Raw genomic sequence first — 18402 nt, 5'->3', positions numbered from 1 at the left:
ATAGGTCTGGACCAGTGCACCCCCGGGGTGAGTCAGACCCCCAACTCCTGCGCCAGCACGGCCGCTTGAACTCTGCTCCGCAGCTCCAGCTTCCCCAGCAGACGGCTGACGTGGGTCTTCACGGTCGCCTCCGCCATGTCCAGCCGGCCCGCGATCTCGGCGTTGGAGAGCCCCTCACCCAGGCAGGACAGCACCTCCCGCTCCCGGCGCGTCAGCGCGTCGAGCACGGCCGGGTCGGCGCTCGGCTCCCGTACCGGCTTCGCGGCGAACTCGGCGATCAGCCGACGTGTCACGGCCGGGGCGATCAGCCCCTCGCCGCTCGCCACCGTCCGCACCGCCACCAGCAGATCCCTCGCCTCCGTGTTCTTCAGCAGAAAGCCGGAAGCGCCCGCGCGCAGCGCCCCGAAGACGTACTCGTCGAGGTCGAAGGTGGTGAGCACGAGCACGTCGGCGAGCCGCTCGGCGACGACCTGACGGGTGGCGGACACCCCGTCGAGCCGGGGCATCTGTACATCCATCAGGACCAGGTCCGGGCGGAGTTCGCGGGCGAGCGCGACCGCCTGCTCGCCGTCCGCGGCCTCGCCGACCACCTCGATGTCGGGCGCGCTGCGCAGAATGAGGACGAGCCCGGCCCGTACGGCGGACTGGTCCTCGGCGACGAGCACACGGATCATTCGGGTTCTCCTTGGACGAGAGGCAGGGTGGCGCGTACGGCCCAGATCTTGCCGTCCCTGCCGTCCCTGCCGCCCTTGCTGTTCCTGCCGTTCCTGCTGTCGGGGGAGGGCTCGGGCCCCGCCTCGAAGCTGCCGCCCAGCAGGTCGGCCCGCTCCCGCATACCCACGAGACCGGCGCCGGAACCGGGGGCGCGGGGGCCGCTCGGATCGCCGTACGCACTGGTCACCGCGATGGCGAGCGAGCCGTCCCGCTGGGTGAGCGTCACCGTGACGTGGCCCTCGGGCGCGTGCTTGAGGGCGTTGGTCAGCGACTCCTGGACGATGCGGTACGCGGCGAGTTCGACCGGGGCGGGCACCTTGCCGTGCTCGGTGGTGAGCGTGACGTCGAGTCCGTTGGTGCGGGCGCCGGCCACCAGGGCGCCGAGTCCGTCGAGGGTGGGGGCCGCCGCCGGTTCGCGGTCGCCGCTGCCGTCGCGCAGGATCCCGATCAGCCGGCGCATCTCGGCGAGCCCCTCGACGCTGTTCTCACGGATGACGGTGAGTGCGTCCTTGGACGTCTTCGGGTCGTCGATGGAGAGCGCGGCCGTGGAGTGGATCGCGATCGCGGAGAGATGGTTGGCCACCATGTCGTGCAACTCCCTTGCCATCCTGGCCCGTTCGGCGGTGACGGCCTGGGCGCGGTCCATCTCGGCGAGCAGGGCCGTCTGCTCGGCGCGCAGCCGTTCGGCGACGGCGGTGTCGCGGTGGTTGCGGACGATCCAGCCGGTGGCGGCGGGGGTGAACGTCACCAGGCCGGTGAACGCCCCGATCAGCAGCCCCTCCGGCTTGTGCCAGGCCGCGACCGGCCACACGGTCGCGATCACCGTGATCAGCCCGGTGATCCAGGGGATGCGGCGGGCCGCGCCGGGGGAGCCGTACAGGACGGCCGCGTAGACCAGGTCCGTGAACATCACGACCGTGGCCAGGCTGCCGCGGGTCAGCAGGTCGGCGACGAGCGCGAGTGTGCCGACGAGCAGGGCGGTGCGCGGGAGTGTCCGGCGCGGCAGCTCGCAGCAGGCGATCAGGGCCAGCGGCACCAGGACGGCCCAGCCCTGGTCCGCGCGGGACATCGGATCGTCCGGCGTACGGCTGTAGAGACCGACGCTCCACAGGAAGAGCCCGCCGAGCAGTCCGCCGATCGCGATGCCCACGTCGTCGCGGTGGGGGCGGGGCAGTCGCCTGGCCATGACTCCATCCATGGCTCCATCCAACACGGCGCACCGGCTCACCGCCCGATGCCCGGGAAGGGTCCGGAACTGCATCTTTCGATGTACTGGGACTTCGTCACCGCCGACGACGATCCGAGCCGCCCCGGACGCGAGCCTGGAGGGGTGACCGAGAGGAGTGAACCGTGATCGTCGGGTTGATCGTCGCGTGCGAGGCCGGCTTCTGGGTGCTGCTGGCCGCCGGCCTCGCCGTCCGCTATCTGCTGAGGCTGCGCCGCACGAGCGTGGCCCTGCTGCTGTGCGAACCCCTGCTGGAGGTGGCGCTCTTCGTGGTGACGGCGACCGACCTCAGGAACGGCGCCGAGCCGAGCTGGGAACACGGCCTGGCCGCGCTCTACATCGGCTTCACCGTCGCGTACGGCCACTACACCATCCGCTGGTTGGACGGCCACGCCGCCCACCGCCTGGCCGGTGGGCCGCCCCCGCCGAAGCCCCCGCGTTTCGGCCTGCCCCGGGCCGCCCACGAGGGCCGTCTCTGGCTCCGCACCCTGCTCGCGGCGACCGTCGCGTGCGCCCTCCTCCAGGGCGCGATCTGGTTCGTCGGAGCCGGCGACACCTCGTCGCTGCGTGCCTTCCAGTGGGTGGCGCTACGGGCGGTGGGGCTCCACGGCCTGATCGCCCTGACGTATCTGCTCCGGCCCAAACGGGCCCCGGTCACCCAGGGCCGGTCCGGCGGCTAGCGTTCGCCCCCCGGTACCCACAGCACGTCCCCGGTCTCCTTGTTGGCGGTGCGGGCCAGGATGAACAGCAGGTCGGAGAGGCGGTTGAGGTAGGTCGCGGTGAGCGGGTTCATCACGTCCGCGTGCGCCTCCAGGGCCGCCCATGTCGAACGCTCGGCGCGGCGCACGACCGTGCACGCCTGGTGCAGCAGCGCCGCGCCCGGAGTGCCGCCGGGCAGGATGAAGGAGCGCAGCTTCTCCAGCTCGTCGTTGAAGCGGTCGCAGTCCGCCTCCAGCTTGTCGATGTAGAACTGCTCGACACGCAGGGGCGGGAACTTCGGGTCCTCGACCACCGGGGTCGACAGGTCCGCGCCGACGTCGAAGAGGTCGTTCTGCACCCGGGTGAGGACCGCGACGACCTCCTCGTCCAGGCGGCCCAGCGCGATCGCCGTCCCGATCACCGCGTTCGCCTCGTTGGCGTCCGCGTAGGCCGAGATCCGGGGATCGGTCTTGGCGACCCGGCTCATGTCCCCGAGAGCGGTGGTGCCCTGGTCGCCGGTCCTGGTGTAGATGCGCGTCAGATTGACCATGGGGCCAGCGTAGTTATGCTCCGGCCTTCCGGAAGACACGTGTGCCCACCGTCACGGAGAGCGTCGCGAAGCCGAGGGCGACCAGGACGCCGTACAGCATGTGGGCCGTGGCGTACGAGCCCACGTACGCGTCCCGCACCGCGTCCACCAGATAGCGGAACGGCATGAAGTGCGAGAGCACGTCCAGCCAGCCGGGAGCCAGTGTCATCGGAAGCATCAGGCCGGACAGCAGCATGGCCGGCATCGTCAGGGCGTTGATGGCGGGGCCGAACTCCTGCGGGGTGCGGACGTTCATGGCCAGGGCGTAGGAGAGGGAGGCGAGGGAGAGGGTGAGCAGGGCGACGAACGCGAAGCCGATCAGGATGCCGGCGAGTGGCGCGCGCAGCCCCATCGCCAGTGCCGCCAGGACCAGCAGCACGGCCTGGAAGACGAAGACGGCGGCGTCGCGCAGGACCCTGCCGAGCAGCAGCGCGAGCCGGCTCACGGGGGTGACCCGCATCCGTTCCACGATCCCGTGGCTTTTCTCGATGATGATGGTGAAACCAGCGAACGCGGCTCCGAACAGCCCGAGTTGGAGCAGCAGGCCGGGGACCAGGACCTGCCAGGAGCTGCCCCGCGAGCCGAGCGGCAGGCCGGTCAGGAGCGGGCCGAAGAAGAGCAGGTACAGCAGCGGCATCAGGACGCCGAAGAGCATCGCGAAGCGGGAGCGGAGGGTCTGGCGGGCGTAGCGCCCGAAGATCAGCGCGGTGTCGTGGAGAAGCATCGGTTCCTGGGTCCTCTACGTCCTATACGGCCACGGGGGCGGAGTCGGTGGATGCCGGGCCGCGCCCGGTGATCGCGAGGAACGTGTCCTGGAGCGACGCGTCGGACGCCCCGCCGTGCGCCAGCTTCAGCGCGCTCGGTGTGCCGTCGGCCACGACCACTCCCCGGTCGACGACCACGAGCCGGTCGGAGAGGGCGTCCGCCTCGTCGAGATAGTGCGTGGTGAGGAAGACCGTGGTGCCGTGCTCGTCGCGCAGTCGGCGGACCAGGTCCCACAGGTCCGCCCGGCTGGCCGGATCCAGGCCGGTCGTCGGCTCGTCCAGGAACAGCACCCGCGGGCGGTGCGTGAGCGCCATCGCGATGTCCAGGCGGCGGCGCTGCCCGCCGGAGAGCGCGGCCGTCCTGCGGTCGAGCAGCCCGGTCAGGCCGAGGTCGTGCGCCAGCTCCTCGGCCCGTTCCTGGGCCTGAGCCCTCGGCAGGCGGTACAGCCGACCCTGGGTGACCAGCTCCTCCCGCACGCTCACCTGTGGGTCGACGCCTCCCGACTGCGCCACATAGCCGCTGGCACGGCGCACCCCGGCCGGGTCGGTGGCCAGATCGCAGCCCGCGACGGTGGCCGCGCCGCCGGTGGGCTTCAGCAGGGTGGTGAGCATGCGCAGCGTGGTCGTCTTGCCCGCGCCGTTCGGGCCGAGGAAGCCGAGGATCTCGCCGGGCCGCACGGTGAGGTCGATGGAGCGGACGGCCTCCACGGGGCCGCGCTTCGTCCGGAAGGTACGCGCCAGACCGGCCGTACTGATGATTGCCATGCGCCCAGAGAAACAGAGTCCATGCAAATGTGCAATGACCCCAAGAATTCTCTGTCTCCAAAATCTCACTGTCCCCCAGTTTTCCATGTCACCAAGGTTTCATCGGCTCCAGCGAAGCTACGATGCGGACATGGCTGAAGGGCTCAGGGAGCGGAAGAAGCGGCAGACCCGGCAGTACATCTCGGATGTCGCCACCGGTCTGTTCCTGGAGCGCGGCTTCGACGCGGTGACGGTCGCGGAGGTCGCGGACGCGGCGGACGTCTCCGTCAACACCGTCTACAACTACTTCCCGACCAAGGAGGACCTCTTCCTCGACCGCTCCCGGGGCGTCGTCGACCGGCTCGCCCGCTGGGTGCGCGGCCGGGAGAAGGGGGAGTCGGCCGCCGTCGCCGTGCTGCGTGAACTGCGAGACGAAGTCGCGGCGGTCTCGCCCCGGGTCGGCCTGATGGTCGGATACGCGCGCTTCATGCGGGTCATCCACGAGGCTCCCGCGCTCCGCTCACGGCTGTGGGCGATCGGTCAGGAGGTGCTCGACAACCTGGAGGAGGCGCTGCGCGAGGAGACCGGCGCGTCCGCCGGCGACCCGCTGCCCGGTCTGATCGCGGGACAGGTCAACTGGGTCCACCAGACGGTCATGGCCGTCATCGGGCGGGAGATGATGGCCGGCCGCAATCCGGACGAAGTATCACGTGAGGTACTTCTTCTCCTCGACGACATGGAGGAGTTGTTGAGCGAGAAGGTGCTCAACTACGCGGTCCGCGACGAGGGGTGAGCCATCCGGTGTGATGTCCGTCAGATGAGACGTGACGCGCATTACTTACCGGTCACACAGGCCCTCACGAGCGCTAGTGTCCGCCCGAGAAGCAGATATAGGCAGCGCGTCAGGGGAGTCGCACAGTGGCAGGGAAGCTCGCCGTCATCGGAGCCGGGCTCATGGGGTCCGGTATCGCCCAGGTGTCCGCGCAGGCGGGCTGGGACGTCGTTCTGCGTGACGTCACCGACGAGGCGCTCGCACGAGGCCTCGACGGCATCAAGGCCTCGTACGACAAGTTCGTGAGCAAGGGCAGGCTGGAGGCGCACGACGCCGATGCCGCGCTCGGCCGGATCACCGCGACCACCGATCTCGACGCCGCCGCGGACGCGGACATCGTCGTCGAGGCCGTCTTCGAGAAGCTCGAGGTCAAGCACGACATCTTCCGTGCGCTCGACAAGATCGTGCGGGACGACACCGTGCTCGCCTCGAACACCTCCGCCATCCCGATCACCAAGATCGCCGCGGCCACCGAGCGCCCGGAGCGGGTCGTCGGCGTCCACTTCTTCTCACCCGTACCGATGATGCAGCTGTGCGAACTGGTGCGCGGCTACAAGACGAGCGACGAAACCCTCGCCACCGCACGGGAGTTCGCCGAGTCCGTCGGCAAGACCTGCATCGTCGTCAACCGTGACGTGGCCGGCTTCGTGACGACCCGTCTCATCTCGGCGCTCGTCGTCGAGGCCACCAAGCTGTACGAGTCCGGCGTGGCCACCGCCGAGGACATCGACCTCGCCTGCAAACTGGGCTTCGGTCATGCCATGGGCCCGCTCGCCACGGCCGACCTCACGGGTGTCGACATCCTTCTGCACGCCACCGGCAACATCTACACCGAGACCCAGGACGAGAAGTTCGCCCCGCCGGAGCTGATGCGCCGGATGGTTGACGCCGGTGACATCGGGCGCAAGAGCGGGCAGGGCTTCTACAAGCACTGAATCAGGCGAGTCATCCAGCATCACCCGTCACGGAAACCGCACGTGCCTCTGGGGTGTCACCCCATGAGGTGAATTCGGTATCGGTTCGCTTACAGACGGCAACCTCTGCGGCCTCAAGCCAGTCAGACGGTGCACACGCAAAACGCAGACCGAAACTGACGCAGAGAGACTGACGCAGAGTACGAGACGCACTCTCGGGGAGCGCATATGTACATCAGGGGCGACCACGCCGAGCTGGTCGTCGGGGGCCGCCTCGACGTACGCAGCGCGGCGGACGCCCGTACGGTCCTGCACTCGGCCGTCGACGACGGAGTCGGCGACCTGGTGCTGGACCTGTCCGAGCTGGACTCCTGGGATGCCACCGGCCTCGGTGTCATCATGGGGGCCCACCGAAGGGCCGGGCGGTGCGGCCGGCGGCTCGTGCTGCGCCGCGTACCACCACAGATGCAGCGCCTGCTGGTGGCCACCCGGCTGCACCGGATCCTCGCGATCGAGGGCGGCATCGGCGTCGAGTCACTGCCCCGGGTGTGACCCGGCGTACGCCTCCTGAGCGGCGTACGAAACGCACCTCGCGCACAATCCTCACGAGACTGTGACGTCTCGGACGGCGCGGTACCCCGGCCTGTCGGAGATACTGTGCGAAGGTTTAGGGTTCGGCTGCCCGCCACCCGAAACCCTACGAGCGGGCACCGGACCAGAAGCGACAGCGCGGTGTGCAGCAAGGCCGGGAGGGGCCTGGGTCCTTGTCACCGGACTCCTGGCGACAAGATCCGCACACGACGCTTTTGGGGGGCTTGGAACATGGACCCGATCAACCGGGGACCCGAAGAGTACGGCCATGACGACGACGGCCAGGCGCCTCGCTCGCGCCCGCCGCGTGATGCGCTCACCGCCGACCTGGGTCAGCACACACCCGCACTCGCCCGTACCGTCCAACTCGTCTCGGGTGACTTCCTGCTCACGGTCAACCCCGTCGACGGCAGCGAGATAGAGGCCTGCCCGCCGGGAGAGCGACCGCAGCGGCCCACGAAGTTCAGCGCCGCCGAGCGTGCCGATCTGGCCCGCGCCGCCCTGCCGCCCGTACCGCCGGGCCCCGCCCAGCCGCGACTGCCGCTCCTGGAACGCCAGGAGGAGCGCGAGCGGCTCGTCCGCCTGCTGGCGCGCGGGCGTTCCGTACGCCTCACCGGCCCCGCCGGCTCCGGCCGCACCAGCCTGCTCGACGCCGTCGCCGACGACTGCGCGGACCTCGCCCCCGACGGCGTCGTCCGCCTCTCCGGATACCGGCGCGCGGCGACCGACCTGCTCTACGACCTGTTCGCCGCCGTCTACAACGCGCCCCTGTACCGTCCCGAACGGGACGAACTGCTCGAACTCGTCCACGGGATCGGCGCGGTCGTCGTCCTCGACGACGTGGAGATCGGCGGCACCGCGCTCGACGAACTCCTCGACGCCACTCCCGAGTGCGCCTTCGTCATCGCCGCGACCCCCGACGTGCCCGCCCCCTCCACCGACTCCCTCCTCGAAGAGGTCTTCCTCGGCGGACTCGACCGCAGCGGCGGCCTCGAGCTCCTGGAGCGGGCCGTCGGACGCGTGCTGACCGAGGAAGAGGCGAACTGGGCGGGCGACCTCTGGTTCGAGTCCGAGGGCCTGCCGCTGCGCTTCATGCAGGCCGGCGCCCTGCTGCGACAGCGCGACCAGTTGCAGGCCAAGGAGGACGCCTTCGACGACTTCGGCGTCTTCCAGGACGCCCCGGTCGACCTGCCGGTCGACGCGCCCTTCGAGGCCGCCGACGGCCACGACGTACCGCTGCCCTCGCTCGCCGAGGGGGCCGCGCCCGCCGCGCTGCTCGCCTCCCGCCTGAGCGGGTCGGCCCGTGCCACCCTGCGCTTCGCCATCGCGCTCGGCGGTGAGGTGCCGCACCAGACGCATCTGCCCGCCCTCGTGGACGACACCCACGCCGACGCCGCGCTCGCCGAACTGGCGGGCTGCGCGCTGGTCTCCCCGGTCGGCTCCCGCTACCGGCTCGCCGCCGGTGTGCAGGCCCAGCTGGAGGCCGCCGGATACGCCGACGTGCTGGAGGAGCAGGCCCGCACCGCGGCCCAGCACTACACCTGGTGGGCCGGACACCCCTCGGTCACCCCGGAACGGGTCTGCGCCGAGGCCGACGCCGTGCTCGCCGCCCTCACCGTCCTGGTCCCGCTCACCACGCCCCCGGCCGACGAGCAGGACGAGAACGCCGCCGTGCAACTGGCCCGCACGGCCGCGCCCGCCTTCGCCGCGGGACTGAACTGGAACGCCTGGGAGCGCGCGCTGCGCTCCGGCGCGGAGGCCTCCCGGCTCTCCGGCGAGGTCGGCGAACAGGCCTACTTCCACCACGAGTTGGGCATCCTCGCGCTCTGCGGCGGTCAGCTGGACCGGGCCCGCGCCGAGCTGGAGTCCTCCATCGGACTGCGCGGCGCCCTCGCCGACAAGCGTGGCACCGTCGCGGGCCGCCGGGCCCTCGCGCTGGTCGCCGACCGCTCCGGGACCGTACTGCCCGGCGGGCGCACGGCGGCGGGCGAGGAAGTGCCCGACGCGCGGCACGAGGAGTCGGCATCGCCGCCCGGCGGCGTACCGGCCGCGTTCGTGCTCTCCGCTCCGGTCGGGGAGCCCTCGACGCTGGTCACCAACCGGGCCGAACCGGGACCGATGTCGAAGCGTGCGGGCGTGGGCGTGGGCAGCCGTCTGGTGGCCGGCACCCGGCGCAACCTGGTGGCCGCGGGCGCGGGCGCGCTGCTCGTCGCGGTGCTCGGCACCGTGGTGACCCTCGGCGCGACCTCGAACAACAACACCGACAACCCGTCCGAGAAGGTCGGCGTCAACCCCTCGGTGAGCCAGGGCGGCCAGGACGACAGCCTCGGCGCCGACAAGGCGAAGAAGGGCGGCGGGGGCGGCAACGACGCGGGCGTGGTGACCACGCCGACGGATCCGGGCCCCGACGGCACCTACGGGACCTCGGACGACCCGACGCCGCCGACGAGCACGAGTACGAGCCGGCGGCCTTCGGACAGTCCGAGTGGGACGAAGGGGACCTCCAGCGGTCCGTCCAAGTCGCCGTCCAAGTCGACTTCCAAGCCGCCGACGACCAAACCGTCGTCGCCGACCTCGAAGCCGAGCACCCCGGCGTCGCCGACGGATCCCACGACGCCTACGACGACACCGGCGTCGCCGGACCCGTCGCCGACCACCTCGACGACCCCGACCACCTCGAACTCCGCCAGCGGCCCCGCCTCCAGCCTCCCCGCGAGCACCACCGCCGGCGCGCCGCAGAGCAGTGCGGCGAGTGTTCCCGCGAGCAGCAGCGCCGCCGGGTCGCCGAACGGCTCGGTGATCTGAGCACCACGACAGAAGTGAGGGCCGGGTCCGACATCGGACCCGGCCCTCACTTCTGACCGGTGAACTACATGGCCGATTGAGTCAAAGTCGTTCGAATCAGAACAACCGCAGTTTGTCGTCCTCGATGCCCCGCAGCGCGTCGTAGTCCAGGACCGTGCAGCCGATGCCGCGGTCCGTGGCGAGGACGCGGGCCTGCGGCTTGATCTCCTGGGCGGCGAAGACGCCCCGGACCGGCGCGAGGTGCGGGTCGCGGTTGAGCAGCTCCAGGTAGCGGGTGAGCTGCTCCACGCCGTCGATCTCGCCGCGGCGCTTGATCTCGATCGCGACGGTCCGGCCCTCGCCGTCGCGGCACAGGATGTCGACGGGGCCGATGGCCGTCATGTACTCGCGGCGGATGAGCGTGTAGCCCTCGCCGAGCGTTTCGATGCGGTCGGCGAGGAGCTCCTGGAGGTGCGCTTCCACGCCGTCCTTGATCAGGCCGGGGTCCACGCCGAGTTCGTGCGAGGAGTCGTGGAGGACTTCCTCCATCGTGATGATGAGCTTCTCGCCCGCCTTGTTGATGACGGTCCAGACGCCCTCCTCGTCGCCGGAGCCCTCCTTCAGGGTGCAGGGCGGCGACATCCAGTTGAGGGGCTTGTAGGCCCGGTCGTCAGCGTGGATCGAGACGCTGCCGTCCGCCTTCACCAGGATGAGACGGGGGGCCGACGGGAGATGGGCGGTGAGCCGGCCCGCGTAGTCAACGGAGCAGCGGGCAATGACGAGACGCATGGTCCGCAACGCTACTCGACGGGCAGAGGTCCACGCGATTCGCCCTGGAAGACGCCTGTTCGGTCGTGGCTGATTGTGGGCCTACTGGGAGTTCACTATGTGCGCATTCTCCTGGTGCCGTCACCGTACGTTGCTTACCGTATAAACGGGAGGTCGCGATGCGTGTACTCAGAGTGTTCGACATCGCGAATGTCCCTATACCTGTCCGGCAACCCCCGAGGTCTGGGGGTGCGAGAGGAGAACCCATGTCGCTCGACGTCTCACCGGCCCTACTCGAGAAGGCCGAGCGAGGCGAGGTCGACGAAGCAGAATTCGTCGACTGCGTCCGGACCTCCCTGCCCTACGCATGGGAGATGATCAGCTCCCTGGTGGCTCAGCTGAAGGTGGACGGCGGCAACTTCGCCGACAACCAGACGCCTCCGCCGGACGAGCAGGCGCGTGGCCAGCTGCTGCGTGCGCTCGCGAGTGACGCGATACGCGGCGCGCTGCAGCGGCACTTCGGTGTGCGGCTGGCCTTCCAGAACTGCCATCGGGTGGCGGTGTTCCCACTGGACGCCTCAGTGGACGACACGCTGGCACGCTTCACCTCGGTGCGCAGTCAGCTGCTGAATCAGTCGCCGGAGTTCCGAGACTGCTGACGTGACGCCTTGATGCCGCATTGCTTGCCGCTCCGTACGCGGGAGGTGCATCTGTACGGGGCGGCAGGCTCCCCCGGGTCCCCGGGCCGACGGCGGGACGCGGATCGTGGGTGGGTGGGTGTGTGCGTCGGGTCAGGGAGACCGGGTTGTCCGGGCCGCGGGGCGGGACAAGCCGGTTGTGGGGCCCTGGAGACCCTTGGTGGGCCCAGGGCGCCCGCATCCTCTCCCGGGCCCACGCCGTCCGCGGTGACGTGTCTCAGCGGAGGTGGGGGAGTACCTCGGTGCCGAGCCGTTGGACGTTCTCCTCGGTCGCCGCCAGGTCGCCGGAGCCCTCGACAAGGAGGGCGAAGCGGGAGATGCCGGTGCGCTCCGAGGTGGCCGCGAGACGGTCGGCGCACAGGCGCGGCGTGCCCACCGGGTGCAGCCCGCACAGGAGTTCCGTGTACGCCAGCGGGTCCCGCATCGCGCGGGCGCGGCCGTCGACCGTCACATGCGCGTCCAGCCCCTGCTTCAGCCAGCCCGGCATCGCCTTGAGGAGTGTCTCGACGGCGTCCGTGCGACGGTCCGCGATCTGGCAGACGCCGGCCGACACATGGGCCGCGCCGAGGATCTCGTCCGTCGAACGGCCCGCCACACGCGCCAACTGCCGCCACAGGGACACCATTTCGGCCTTCTCCTCGTCACCGACATGCATACCGAGGAGCATCGGCAGCCCCCGCTCGGCGGCGAGCCGCACGCTCGCCGGCGAGGTGCAGGCGACGACGACCTCGGGGCCGGGGGAGCCGCTCAGCGCCTCCGACGGCCTGGGCACGACGGGCACTTCGCGGAACCTGAACCGCTCGCCCCGCCCTTCCACGGACGGCTCGCGCAGCCAGCGCACCAGCAGATCGAGTGATTCCGGGAACCCCTTCTCGTACGCCTCGAGGCCCGCGCCGAAGACCTCCAGGTCCACCCAGGGCCCGCCCCGCCCCACGCCCAGGGTGAAACGGCCGCCGGACGTCACGTGCAGCAGCGCGGCCTGCTCGCCGAGGGCGACGGGGTGGACGGTGGGTAGTACGCTGACCGCCGTACCGACGCGGATGCGGCTGGTGCGGCCCAGCAGCAGGGCGGCCAGGGTGACCGCCGACGGGCACGTCCCGTACGGCACGAAGTGGTGCTCGGCCAGCCACACCGCGTCGAGCCCGGCCTCTTCGGCGACCTCGGCCGTGCGCACCGCGCGGTGCAGGGCCTCCCCCTGGCCCTGGCCCGGGAACTGGGCCGCGAGTACAAAACTTCCAACGTGCATGGTGCGTTCCTGCTTCCTCGGCTCCGACGCGGAGCTCCCCCACCGGCATAACCGCCCGACACGTGCCGAGGACACGGCCTGTCGGAGAGATTTGCGGATTGTCTGCAGAATGCGCCGACGTGAGGGCGATCTGGGGGGGGTTGGTGGAGTACGACTACCCCTGTCCGCGCCGCGTAGGCTGGAGAAGGCCCTGCTCCCTGTATAGCTCCGTGAGGTGTCCTGTGTCCCCGCGTCGCAACCGTCCCAAGGGTTCCGACTCCTCCGGCCGGAGCGCGGAGGACGACCGCTCCGGGCGGTACGGCGGCTGGCAGTCCACGGAGAGCTGGCAGGGCGAGGAGTGGAGCGTGCGTCATGTGGCGGGCGCCAGCGCCGAGGGCAAGACCTATCGCTGCCCGGGCTGCGACCAGATGATCCCCTCCGGCGTCCCGCACGTGGTGGCCTGGCCGGAGCACTCGGGCGTCGACGAGCGCCGCCACTGGCACAAGGCCTGCTGGAACGCGAAGGACCGCCGCACCTCGAGGGTGCAGCGGTCCCGTAACGCGCCCAGGTTCTAGGCGACTTCAGATCGGAGCGGCCTCACACGTCCCGGCGCTCCAGCAGCACGAACGCGCCGGCGATCGCCGCCGCCGTCACCCCGGCGAGCAGGGCGAGCTGCGCGCCGCCGCTCGCGCTCTCGTTGTCCAGCGCGAAGACCCTGGCGAGGGCGTTGGGAGCGGCGTACTCCTGCATCTTCTCGCCGATCGTGCGCATGCTCTGCGACATCATCAGGAACGCGGGCAGGATCGCGGGCACCAGCACGAGGCCGAGCATCGTGGTGATCGCGCCCGCCGAGTGCCGCAGCATCGAGCCCACCGCGAGCGACAGGACGCCGAGCAGCGAGACGTACAGCGCGCCCTTGATGACCGTGCCGCCCCACGAGACGTGCGAGGAACCGCTGTGCAGGGCCGAGGTCATGAGGCCGACCAGGCCGATGGAGAACACCGAGACGGTGAACGCCACCGCGAAGAAGATGATCAGCTTGGCGGTGAGCACCCGGTGGCGCTGCGGCGAGGCCGTGAAGGTCGTGCGGATCATGCCCGTGCCGTACTCGGAGGAGACGACCAGGACGCCCAGCGTGATCAGGCAGATCTGGCCCAGGATCAGCCCGAAGAAGGCCGGGATCGTGTACGGCACGTCGCTGAAGTCGGAGTCCTGGGTCTGCGCGGCGACCAGGAAGCCGATGCCGACCACCAGGAGCAGGAAGATGCCGAGCGTCCAGAGCGTGGAGCGCACCGACTTGATCTTCGTCCACTCGGAGGTGAGCGCGTGGCCGAGGTGGGTGCGGGTGACCGGGATCGGCGAGCTGTACGAAGTGCCGGGCGCCGCCTGCCAGGTGGGGGCAGCGGCGGCCTGCTGCGGCATCGGGGGCGGGGGCGTGCTCATCGGGCGTCCTCGGGCTTGGTCAGGTCGGGGGCGGTGGGCGCGGCGGGCGCCGGCGGTGCGACGGGCGGCTGCGCGGGGGTCTGGGGAGCGGGCTGGGCGTACGGGTTGACGTCCGCGGCACCCGGCGCACCCGGGGTGCCCGGAGCACCGTAGGGCCCCGCCTGCGGGGCGCCCTGGGGCATCGCGAACGGCTGCCCGCCCTGCTGGGGCGGCGGCGGCGCGTACCAGCCCGGCTGGCCCTGGCCCGCGACCGGCAGCTGCGGCGGCGGCATGGCACCCGGCGGCAGCTCCTGCTGGAGCCCGGCCTTCTGGTCGATGGTCGAGCGGTAGTCGACGGCGCCCTGCGTCATCCGCATGTACGCCTCCTCCAGCGAGGCCTGGTGCGGAGAGAGCTCCCACAGGCGTACGTCGGCGGAGTGCGCGAGGTCGCTGATGCGGGGCAGCGGCAGGCCCATCACGCGCAGCGCGCCGTCCTGCTCGGGCAGCACCTGGCCGCCCGCCTCGGTGAGCGCGGCGGTCAGCTTCTCGCGCTGCTGCGGCTCGGTCTCCGGGGTGCGGACCCGGGCGAAGTCGGCCGAGTTGTGCGAGATGAAGTCCTTGATGTTCTGGTCGGCGAGCAGCTGACCGCGGCCGATCACGATGAGGTGGTCGGCGGTCAGTGCCATCTCGCTCATCAGGTGCGAGGAGACGAAGACCGTACGGCCCTCCGCGGCGAGCGCCTTCATCAGGTTGCGGACCCAGAGGATGCCCTCGGGGTCGAGGCCGTTGACCGGCTCGTCGAAGAGCAGCACCTGAGGGTCGCCGAGGAGCGCGGCGGCGATGCCGAGTCGCTGCCCCATGCCGAGCGAGAAGCCCTTGGAGCGTTTCTTGGCCACGTCCTGCAGTCCGACCACGCCGAGCACCTCGTCGACCCGGCGGGCCGGGATGCCCGACAGCTGGGCGAGGCAGAGCAGGTGGTTGCGGGCGTGCCGGCCACCGTGCACGGCCTTGGCGTCGAGGAGCGCGCCGACCTGGCGGGGCGCGTTGGGCAGCTTGCGGTAGGGGAAGCCGCCGATGGTGACCTGCCCCGAGGTGGGGTTGTCGAGGCCGAGGATCATCCGCATCGTCGTCGACTTGCCCGAGCCGTTGGGCCCGAGGAAGCCGGTGACGGCACCCGGCCGCACCTGGAAGGAAAGGTTGTACACGGCCGTCTTGGCGCCGTAGCGCTTCGTCAGGCCGACTGCCTCGATCATGCTCCGCACCCATCGAAAGGTTCAGGACGTCGGGGCGCACGCCCCCGTAAGGGTTAGGAGGATATCGGGGCGCTGACGGTTCCGCTCAAGAGAAAGTAAAAATGTGCAGGTCACGCAGGGGACGGTTGGGGTAAAGGTCTCACCTGGAGCCTCACCCGCACCCTACCTTTGTCAGGTACCCGTCCTGCCTGGTCAGGCCGGACGGCGCGGATCCCAGGCCCTGAGTGTCTGGGCGTCGTGTCTAGGCGTCCCGCCTCTTCAGCAGCAGATAGCCCCCGAGGAGCGCCGCGACCACCCACAGTGCCATGATCGCGAGGCCGCCCCAGGGTCCGTACGGGGTGTCGTCGCCGATGGGGGTCACCACCCGCATGATCTTGCTGCCGGCCTGGTCGGGCAGATAGCGGCCGATCTTCTTGGTCGCGGACACCGCGCCGAGGATGTTGGAGATCAGGAAGAAGAACGGCATGAGGATGCCGAGCGAGAGCATCGGGCTGCGCAACATCGTCGCGACGCCCATCGAGAAGACCGCGATCAGCGTCATGTAGAGGCCGCCGCCGATCACGGCGCGCAGCACTCCGGAGTCGCTGATCGACGCGCTGTGCGAGCCGAGCGCCGCCTGTCCCAGGAAGAAGGCGACGAAGCTGGTGATCATGCCGACGACGAGGGCGAGCCCCGTCGCCACCGCGATCTTGCTGAAGAGGAACGTGCCGCGCTGCGGGACCGCGGCCAGCGAGGTGCGGATCATGCCGGTGCTGTACTCGTTGCCGACCACGAGCACCCCGAACACGATCATCGCGAGCTGACCGAGGGTCATCCCCGCGAAGCTGATGAACGTCGGGTCGAAGGAGAGCCGGTCCTTCTCGCCCATCTTGTCGAACTCGTTGTTCGACAGCAGCGAGATCAGGATGCCCAGCGCGATCGTGACCACCGCGGCGAGACTGAGCGTCCAGACCGTGGACGCGACGGACCGGATCTTGGTCCACTCGGACTTGAGGACCTGGGTCGCCGCCATGCTCAGGTCTCCTTGTTCCAGCCGCCGCCCCACTGCTGGGGCGGGGCGTCGGTGTGCGCGTGGTACTCCACCGACTCCGCGGTCAGCTGCATGAACGCCTCCTCCAGGGAGGCCCGCTGGGGGCTCAGCTCGTGCAGCACGATCTGGTGCTGCGTGGCCAGTTCGCCGATCTGCTCGGACTTCGCGCCGTCCACCTCCAGCGCCCCGCTGCCGCTCTCGACGACCGTGATCCCCGCCCCGTGCAGGACGTCGAGCAGCCGCTCGCGCTGGGGGGAGCGGATACGCACGTACGACCGCGAGTTCTGCGCGATGAAGTCGGCCATGGAGGTGTCCGCGAGGAGGCGGCCCTGGCCGATGACGACGAGGTGCTCCGCGGTCAGCGCCATCTCGCTCATGAGGTGACTCGACACGAAGACCGTACGGCCCTGGCCGGCCAGCGACTTCATCAGGTTGCGGATCCAGTGGATGCCCTCGGGGTCGAGGCCGTTGACCGGCTCGTCGAACATCAGGATCCGCGGGTCGCCGAGCAGCGCGCCCGCGATGCCGAGTCGTTGGCCCATGCCGAGCGAGAAGCCCTTGGCCTTCTTCCTGGCCACCGAGGTGAGGCCCACGGTGTCCAGGACCTCGTCCACCCGTGCCTTGGGGATGCCGTTGCTCTGGGCGAGACAGAGAAGGTGGTTGAAGGCGCTGCGGCCGCCGTGCATGGCCTTGGCGTCCAGCAGGGCGCCGATGTACTTCAGCGGGTCCCTGAGGTGGTCGTAGTGCTTCCCGTCGATGCGTACGTCGCCCGCGGTGGGGCGGTCGAGGCCGAGCATCATCCGCATCGTCGTGGACTTGCCCGCGCCGTTCGGACCGAGGAACCCCGTGACGATACCGGGTCTGACGGTGAAGGTCAGATGGTTGACCGCCACCTTCTCGCCGTACCGCTTGGTCAGCCCCTCTAGCTCGATCATGCGGACACGGTAGGACGCGGTCCGGGGCTGTGCCACTTGTGCGGGAGTGTGTTCGCCGCCTGTTCACCGTCTCCGACCGCCGCGCCCTCGTGGCTTGTCGCGCCCACGCGGCGGAGCCGCGGAATGCCACAGTCCCGCGCCCCTTTCGGGGCACGGCTACGGCCCGCATCCCGAGGAGGGGTGCGGGCCGTAGCCGATACCAGGAACTGGGCCGGAACTACCGGGTCTGCTGGGCCGGAACCCCGCGGGAGATCGGCTCGTCCTCGGCCGGCGTGCTCGCGGCGGCCACCGCGGCGCCCGTGAGCGTCGCGAGCATCTCGCGGACGTTGGTGAGCTGAGCGTTGATCGAGTCGCGACGGTTCGTCAGCGCCGCCAGCTCGCGCTCGGATTCCGAGCGGATGCGGTCGGCCTTGGCGTTCGCGTCGGCCACGATGTCCTCGGCCTGGCGCTGAGCCGTCTCCACCGTCTGGCGGGCGCGGCGCTCGGCGTCCGTGCGCAGCTTCTCGGCCTCCAGGCGGAGCTGCTCCGCGCGGTGCTCGATCTCCGCGAGGCGCTTCTCGGCCTTGGCCTGACGCGACGCCAGGTCACGCTCGGACTGCTCGCGACGCTTGGCGAGGTTCGTCTCGAAGTCGGCGGCGGCCTGCGCGGCCTTGGCGCGGGTCTCCTCGAAGAGGGCGTCCGCCTCCTCGCGCTTGGACTGCGCGTCCTTCTGCGCCTCCTGGCGCAGCTGGGAGGCGTCGCTCTTGGCCTTCTCGACGATCCGGACGCCCTCGTCCTCGGCCTTGCTCTTGCGGTCCGCAGCGAACGATTCTGCGTCGTTGCGGACCTGCTGGGCGGCCGACTCGGCGAGCTCACGGTGCTGCTCGGACGCGCGACGGGCCTCCTCGCGCAGATCCTTCGCCTCCTCCTCGGCGAGGCGGAGGATCTTCTCGACGCGCGCGCCGAGACCCGCGTACGACGGCTCGGCGTCGGTGACCTGGGCCTGGGCGTTCTGCGTTTCGAGGTGGAGCTCCTCGATGCGCTTTTCGAGAGCAGTGATACGGGCCAGAGCGCTGTCACGGTCGGAGACGAGCTTCGAAATGCGTTCGTCCACCTGAGCGCGGTCGTACCCACGCCGCACAAGCTCGAAGCCGTAGGGGGAAGTGTCGCTCATGGGGTTCCTGTCGAATGAGACCGGTGAGGTGATAGGGGGAATCCTAGGGGCCAAAGCGGTGT

Annotated in this window: 19 protein-coding genes; 7 read left to right on the top strand and 12 right to left on the bottom strand. The window is 70.4% G+C overall.

All coding sequences use genetic code 11. The features are described from left to right. Positions 1 to 32: 32 nt before the first annotated feature. Positions 33 to 674, bottom strand: coding sequence for a response regulator transcription factor (locus tag ACIQTP_RS40905; protein WP_101400696.1), 642 nt, complete (start codon positions 672 to 674; stop codon positions 33 to 35). Beyond that, positions 671 to 1900, bottom strand: coding sequence for a sensor histidine kinase (locus tag ACIQTP_RS40900; protein ID WP_403409675.1), 1230 nt, complete (start codon positions 1898 to 1900; stop codon positions 671 to 673). The genes ACIQTP_RS40905 and ACIQTP_RS40900 overlap by 4 nt, the downstream gene beginning before the upstream one ends. Before the next feature lie 164 nt (positions 1901 to 2064). On the opposite strand from ACIQTP_RS40900, the gene ACIQTP_RS40895 reads away from it, so the two are divergent. Continuing rightward, positions 2065 to 2619: a hypothetical protein gene (locus ACIQTP_RS40895; protein ID WP_403409672.1), complete on the top strand. Its 555-nt coding sequence runs from the start codon at positions 2065 to 2067 to the stop codon at positions 2617 to 2619. On the opposite strand, the gene ACIQTP_RS40890 is transcribed toward ACIQTP_RS40895, so the two are convergent. The 3 genes from ACIQTP_RS40890 to ACIQTP_RS40880 are packed head-to-tail and all read right to left on the bottom strand — an operon-like array spanning position 2616 to position 4756. Beyond that, positions 2616 to 3188, bottom strand: a complete 573-nt coding sequence (locus ACIQTP_RS40890) for a cob(I)yrinic acid a,c-diamide adenosyltransferase (RefSeq protein ID WP_403409669.1) — start codon at positions 3186 to 3188, stop codon at positions 2616 to 2618. The two genes, ACIQTP_RS40895 and ACIQTP_RS40890, sit on opposite strands and share 4 nt — an antisense overlap. A gap of 13 nt (positions 3189 to 3201) precedes the next feature. Continuing rightward, positions 3202 to 3951 (bottom strand): ABC transporter permease, encoded by a 750-nt coding sequence (locus tag ACIQTP_RS40885; RefSeq protein ID WP_402035843.1) that lies wholly within the window; start codon positions 3949 to 3951, stop codon positions 3202 to 3204. A 22-nt stretch (positions 3952 to 3973) separates the two neighbouring features. Next, positions 3974 to 4756, bottom strand: coding sequence for an ABC transporter ATP-binding protein (locus tag ACIQTP_RS40880; protein ID WP_403409666.1), 783 nt, complete (start codon positions 4754 to 4756; stop codon positions 3974 to 3976). A 130-nt stretch (positions 4757 to 4886) separates the two neighbouring features. Between ACIQTP_RS40880 and ACIQTP_RS40875 the strand changes: the two genes are divergently transcribed. From ACIQTP_RS40875 to ACIQTP_RS40860, 4 genes are all read left to right on the top strand, one after another. After that, positions 4887 to 5528: a TetR/AcrR family transcriptional regulator gene (locus ACIQTP_RS40875; RefSeq protein ID WP_403409664.1), complete on the top strand. Its 642-nt coding sequence runs from the start codon at positions 4887 to 4889 to the stop codon at positions 5526 to 5528. 125 nt (positions 5529 to 5653) lie between these two features. Next, positions 5654 to 6502 (top strand): 3-hydroxybutyryl-CoA dehydrogenase, encoded by an 849-nt coding sequence (locus ACIQTP_RS40870; RefSeq protein ID WP_391399772.1) that lies wholly within the window; start codon positions 5654 to 5656, stop codon positions 6500 to 6502. Positions 6503 to 6709: 207 nt separating this feature from the next. Beyond that, a complete protein-coding gene (locus tag ACIQTP_RS40865) occupies positions 6710 to 7033 on the top strand; it encodes an STAS domain-containing protein (RefSeq protein WP_030596935.1) in 324 nt (107 codons plus the stop codon). Positions 7034 to 7303: 270 nt separating this feature from the next. Next, complete coding sequence (locus ACIQTP_RS40860; protein WP_403409660.1) at positions 7304 to 9877, top strand: ATP-binding protein; 2574 nt, start codon at positions 7304 to 7306, stop codon at positions 9875 to 9877. Between the two features lie 96 nt (positions 9878 to 9973). On the opposite strand, the gene nucS is transcribed toward ACIQTP_RS40860, so the two are convergent. Further along, positions 9974 to 10645: an endonuclease NucS gene (gene nucS, locus ACIQTP_RS40855; RefSeq protein ID WP_168511249.1), complete on the bottom strand. Its 672-nt coding sequence runs from the start codon at positions 10643 to 10645 to the stop codon at positions 9974 to 9976. Between the two features lie 245 nt (positions 10646 to 10890). Between nucS and ACIQTP_RS40850 the strand changes: the two genes are divergently transcribed. Then, positions 10891 to 11283 (top strand): SCO5389 family protein, encoded by a 393-nt coding sequence (locus tag ACIQTP_RS40850; protein WP_101400700.1) that lies wholly within the window; start codon positions 10891 to 10893, stop codon positions 11281 to 11283. Between the two features lie 256 nt (positions 11284 to 11539). On the opposite strand, the gene ACIQTP_RS40845 is transcribed toward ACIQTP_RS40850, so the two are convergent. Continuing rightward, positions 11540 to 12568 carry an LLM class flavin-dependent oxidoreductase gene (locus ACIQTP_RS40845; protein ID WP_402035853.1) on the bottom strand — a complete coding sequence of 343 codons (1029 nt, stop codon included), beginning with the start codon at positions 12566 to 12568 and terminating at the stop codon, positions 11540 to 11542. Between the two features lie 221 nt (positions 12569 to 12789). Here ACIQTP_RS40845 and ACIQTP_RS40840 point away from each other — a divergent pair, with 221 nt between their 5' ends. Then, a complete protein-coding gene (locus tag ACIQTP_RS40840) occupies positions 12790 to 13122 on the top strand; it encodes an ATP/GTP-binding protein (RefSeq protein ID WP_402035855.1) in 333 nt (110 codons plus the stop codon). Positions 13123 to 13144: 22 nt separating this feature from the next. On the opposite strand, the gene ACIQTP_RS40835 is transcribed toward ACIQTP_RS40840, so the two are convergent. From ACIQTP_RS40835 to ACIQTP_RS40815, 5 genes are all read right to left on the bottom strand, one after another. Next, positions 13145 to 13990, bottom strand: a complete 846-nt coding sequence (locus ACIQTP_RS40835; RefSeq protein ID WP_403409655.1) for an ABC transporter permease — start codon at positions 13988 to 13990, stop codon at positions 13145 to 13147. Continuing rightward, positions 13987 to 15222 carry an ABC transporter ATP-binding protein gene (locus ACIQTP_RS40830; protein ID WP_384917018.1) on the bottom strand — a complete coding sequence of 412 codons (1236 nt, stop codon included), beginning with the start codon at positions 15220 to 15222 and terminating at the stop codon, positions 13987 to 13989. The genes ACIQTP_RS40835 and ACIQTP_RS40830 overlap by 4 nt, the downstream gene beginning before the upstream one ends. A gap of 241 nt (positions 15223 to 15463) precedes the next feature. Continuing rightward, on the bottom strand, positions 15464 to 16234 hold the full coding sequence (locus ACIQTP_RS40825) for an ABC transporter permease (protein ID WP_403409652.1): 771 nt from the start codon (positions 16232 to 16234) through the stop codon (positions 15464 to 15466). Positions 16235 to 16236: 2 nt separating this feature from the next. Continuing rightward, positions 16237 to 17187 (bottom strand): ABC transporter ATP-binding protein, encoded by a 951-nt coding sequence (locus ACIQTP_RS40820; protein WP_403409649.1) that lies wholly within the window; start codon positions 17185 to 17187, stop codon positions 16237 to 16239. Between the two features lie 217 nt (positions 17188 to 17404). Further along, positions 17405 to 18340: a cellulose-binding protein gene (locus tag ACIQTP_RS40815; protein ID WP_402035867.1), complete on the bottom strand. Its 936-nt coding sequence runs from the start codon at positions 18338 to 18340 to the stop codon at positions 17405 to 17407. Between the last annotated feature and the right edge of the window lie 62 nt (positions 18341 to 18402).

The organism is Streptomyces sp. NPDC090798 (assembly GCF_044768965.1).
Lineage (GTDB): Bacteria > Actinomycetota > Actinomycetes > Streptomycetales > Streptomycetaceae > Streptomyces.
Note: the sequence above shows the minus strand (reverse complement) of the source record. Positions and strands in the feature narration are given on the sequence as shown.

What these genes read in the sequence shown, in the direction of transcription:
- ACIQTP_RS40875 (WP_403409664.1), top strand. Translation starts at nt 4,887, where the DNA reads ATGGCTGAAGGGCTCAGGGAGCGGAAGAAGCGGCAGACCCGGCAGTAC.
- ACIQTP_RS40825 (WP_403409652.1), bottom strand. Translation starts at nt 16,234, where the DNA reads ATGGCGGCGACCCAGGTCCTCAAGTCCGAGTGGACCAAGATCCGGTCC.
- ACIQTP_RS40900 (WP_403409675.1), bottom strand. Translation starts at nt 1,900, where the DNA reads ATGGCCAGGCGACTGCCCCGCCCCCACCGCGACGACGTGGGCATCGCG.
- ACIQTP_RS40815 (WP_402035867.1), bottom strand. Translation starts at nt 18,340, where the DNA reads ATGAGCGACACTTCCCCCTACGGCTTCGAGCTTGTGCGGCGTGGGTAC.
- ACIQTP_RS40880 (WP_403409666.1), bottom strand. Translation starts at nt 4,756, where the DNA reads ATGGCAATCATCAGTACGGCCGGTCTGGCGCGTACCTTCCGGACGAAG.
- ACIQTP_RS40890 (WP_403409669.1), bottom strand. Translation starts at nt 3,188, where the DNA reads ATGGTCAATCTGACGCGCATCTACACCAGGACCGGCGACCAGGGCACC.
- ACIQTP_RS40885 (WP_402035843.1), bottom strand. Translation starts at nt 3,951, where the DNA reads ATGCTTCTCCACGACACCGCGCTGATCTTCGGGCGCTACGCCCGCCAG.
- ACIQTP_RS40845 (WP_402035853.1), bottom strand. Translation starts at nt 12,568, where the DNA reads ATGCACGTTGGAAGTTTTGTACTCGCGGCCCAGTTCCCGGGCCAGGGC.
- ACIQTP_RS40865 (WP_030596935.1), top strand. Translation starts at nt 6,710, where the DNA reads ATGTACATCAGGGGCGACCACGCCGAGCTGGTCGTCGGGGGCCGCCTC.
- ACIQTP_RS40850 (WP_101400700.1), top strand. Translation starts at nt 10,891, where the DNA reads ATGTCGCTCGACGTCTCACCGGCCCTACTCGAGAAGGCCGAGCGAGGC.
- ACIQTP_RS40835 (WP_403409655.1), bottom strand. Translation starts at nt 13,990, where the DNA reads ATGAGCACGCCCCCGCCCCCGATGCCGCAGCAGGCCGCCGCTGCCCCC.
- ACIQTP_RS40820 (WP_403409649.1), bottom strand. Translation starts at nt 17,187, where the DNA reads ATGATCGAGCTAGAGGGGCTGACCAAGCGGTACGGCGAGAAGGTGGCG.
- ACIQTP_RS40830 (WP_384917018.1), bottom strand. Translation starts at nt 15,222, where the DNA reads ATGATCGAGGCAGTCGGCCTGACGAAGCGCTACGGCGCCAAGACGGCC.
- ACIQTP_RS40860 (WP_403409660.1), top strand. Translation starts at nt 7,304, where the DNA reads ATGGACCCGATCAACCGGGGACCCGAAGAGTACGGCCATGACGACGAC.
- nucS (WP_168511249.1), bottom strand. Translation starts at nt 10,645, where the DNA reads ATGCGTCTCGTCATTGCCCGCTGCTCCGTTGACTACGCGGGCCGGCTC.
- ACIQTP_RS40905 (WP_101400696.1), bottom strand. Translation starts at nt 674, where the DNA reads ATGATCCGTGTGCTCGTCGCCGAGGACCAGTCCGCCGTACGGGCCGGG.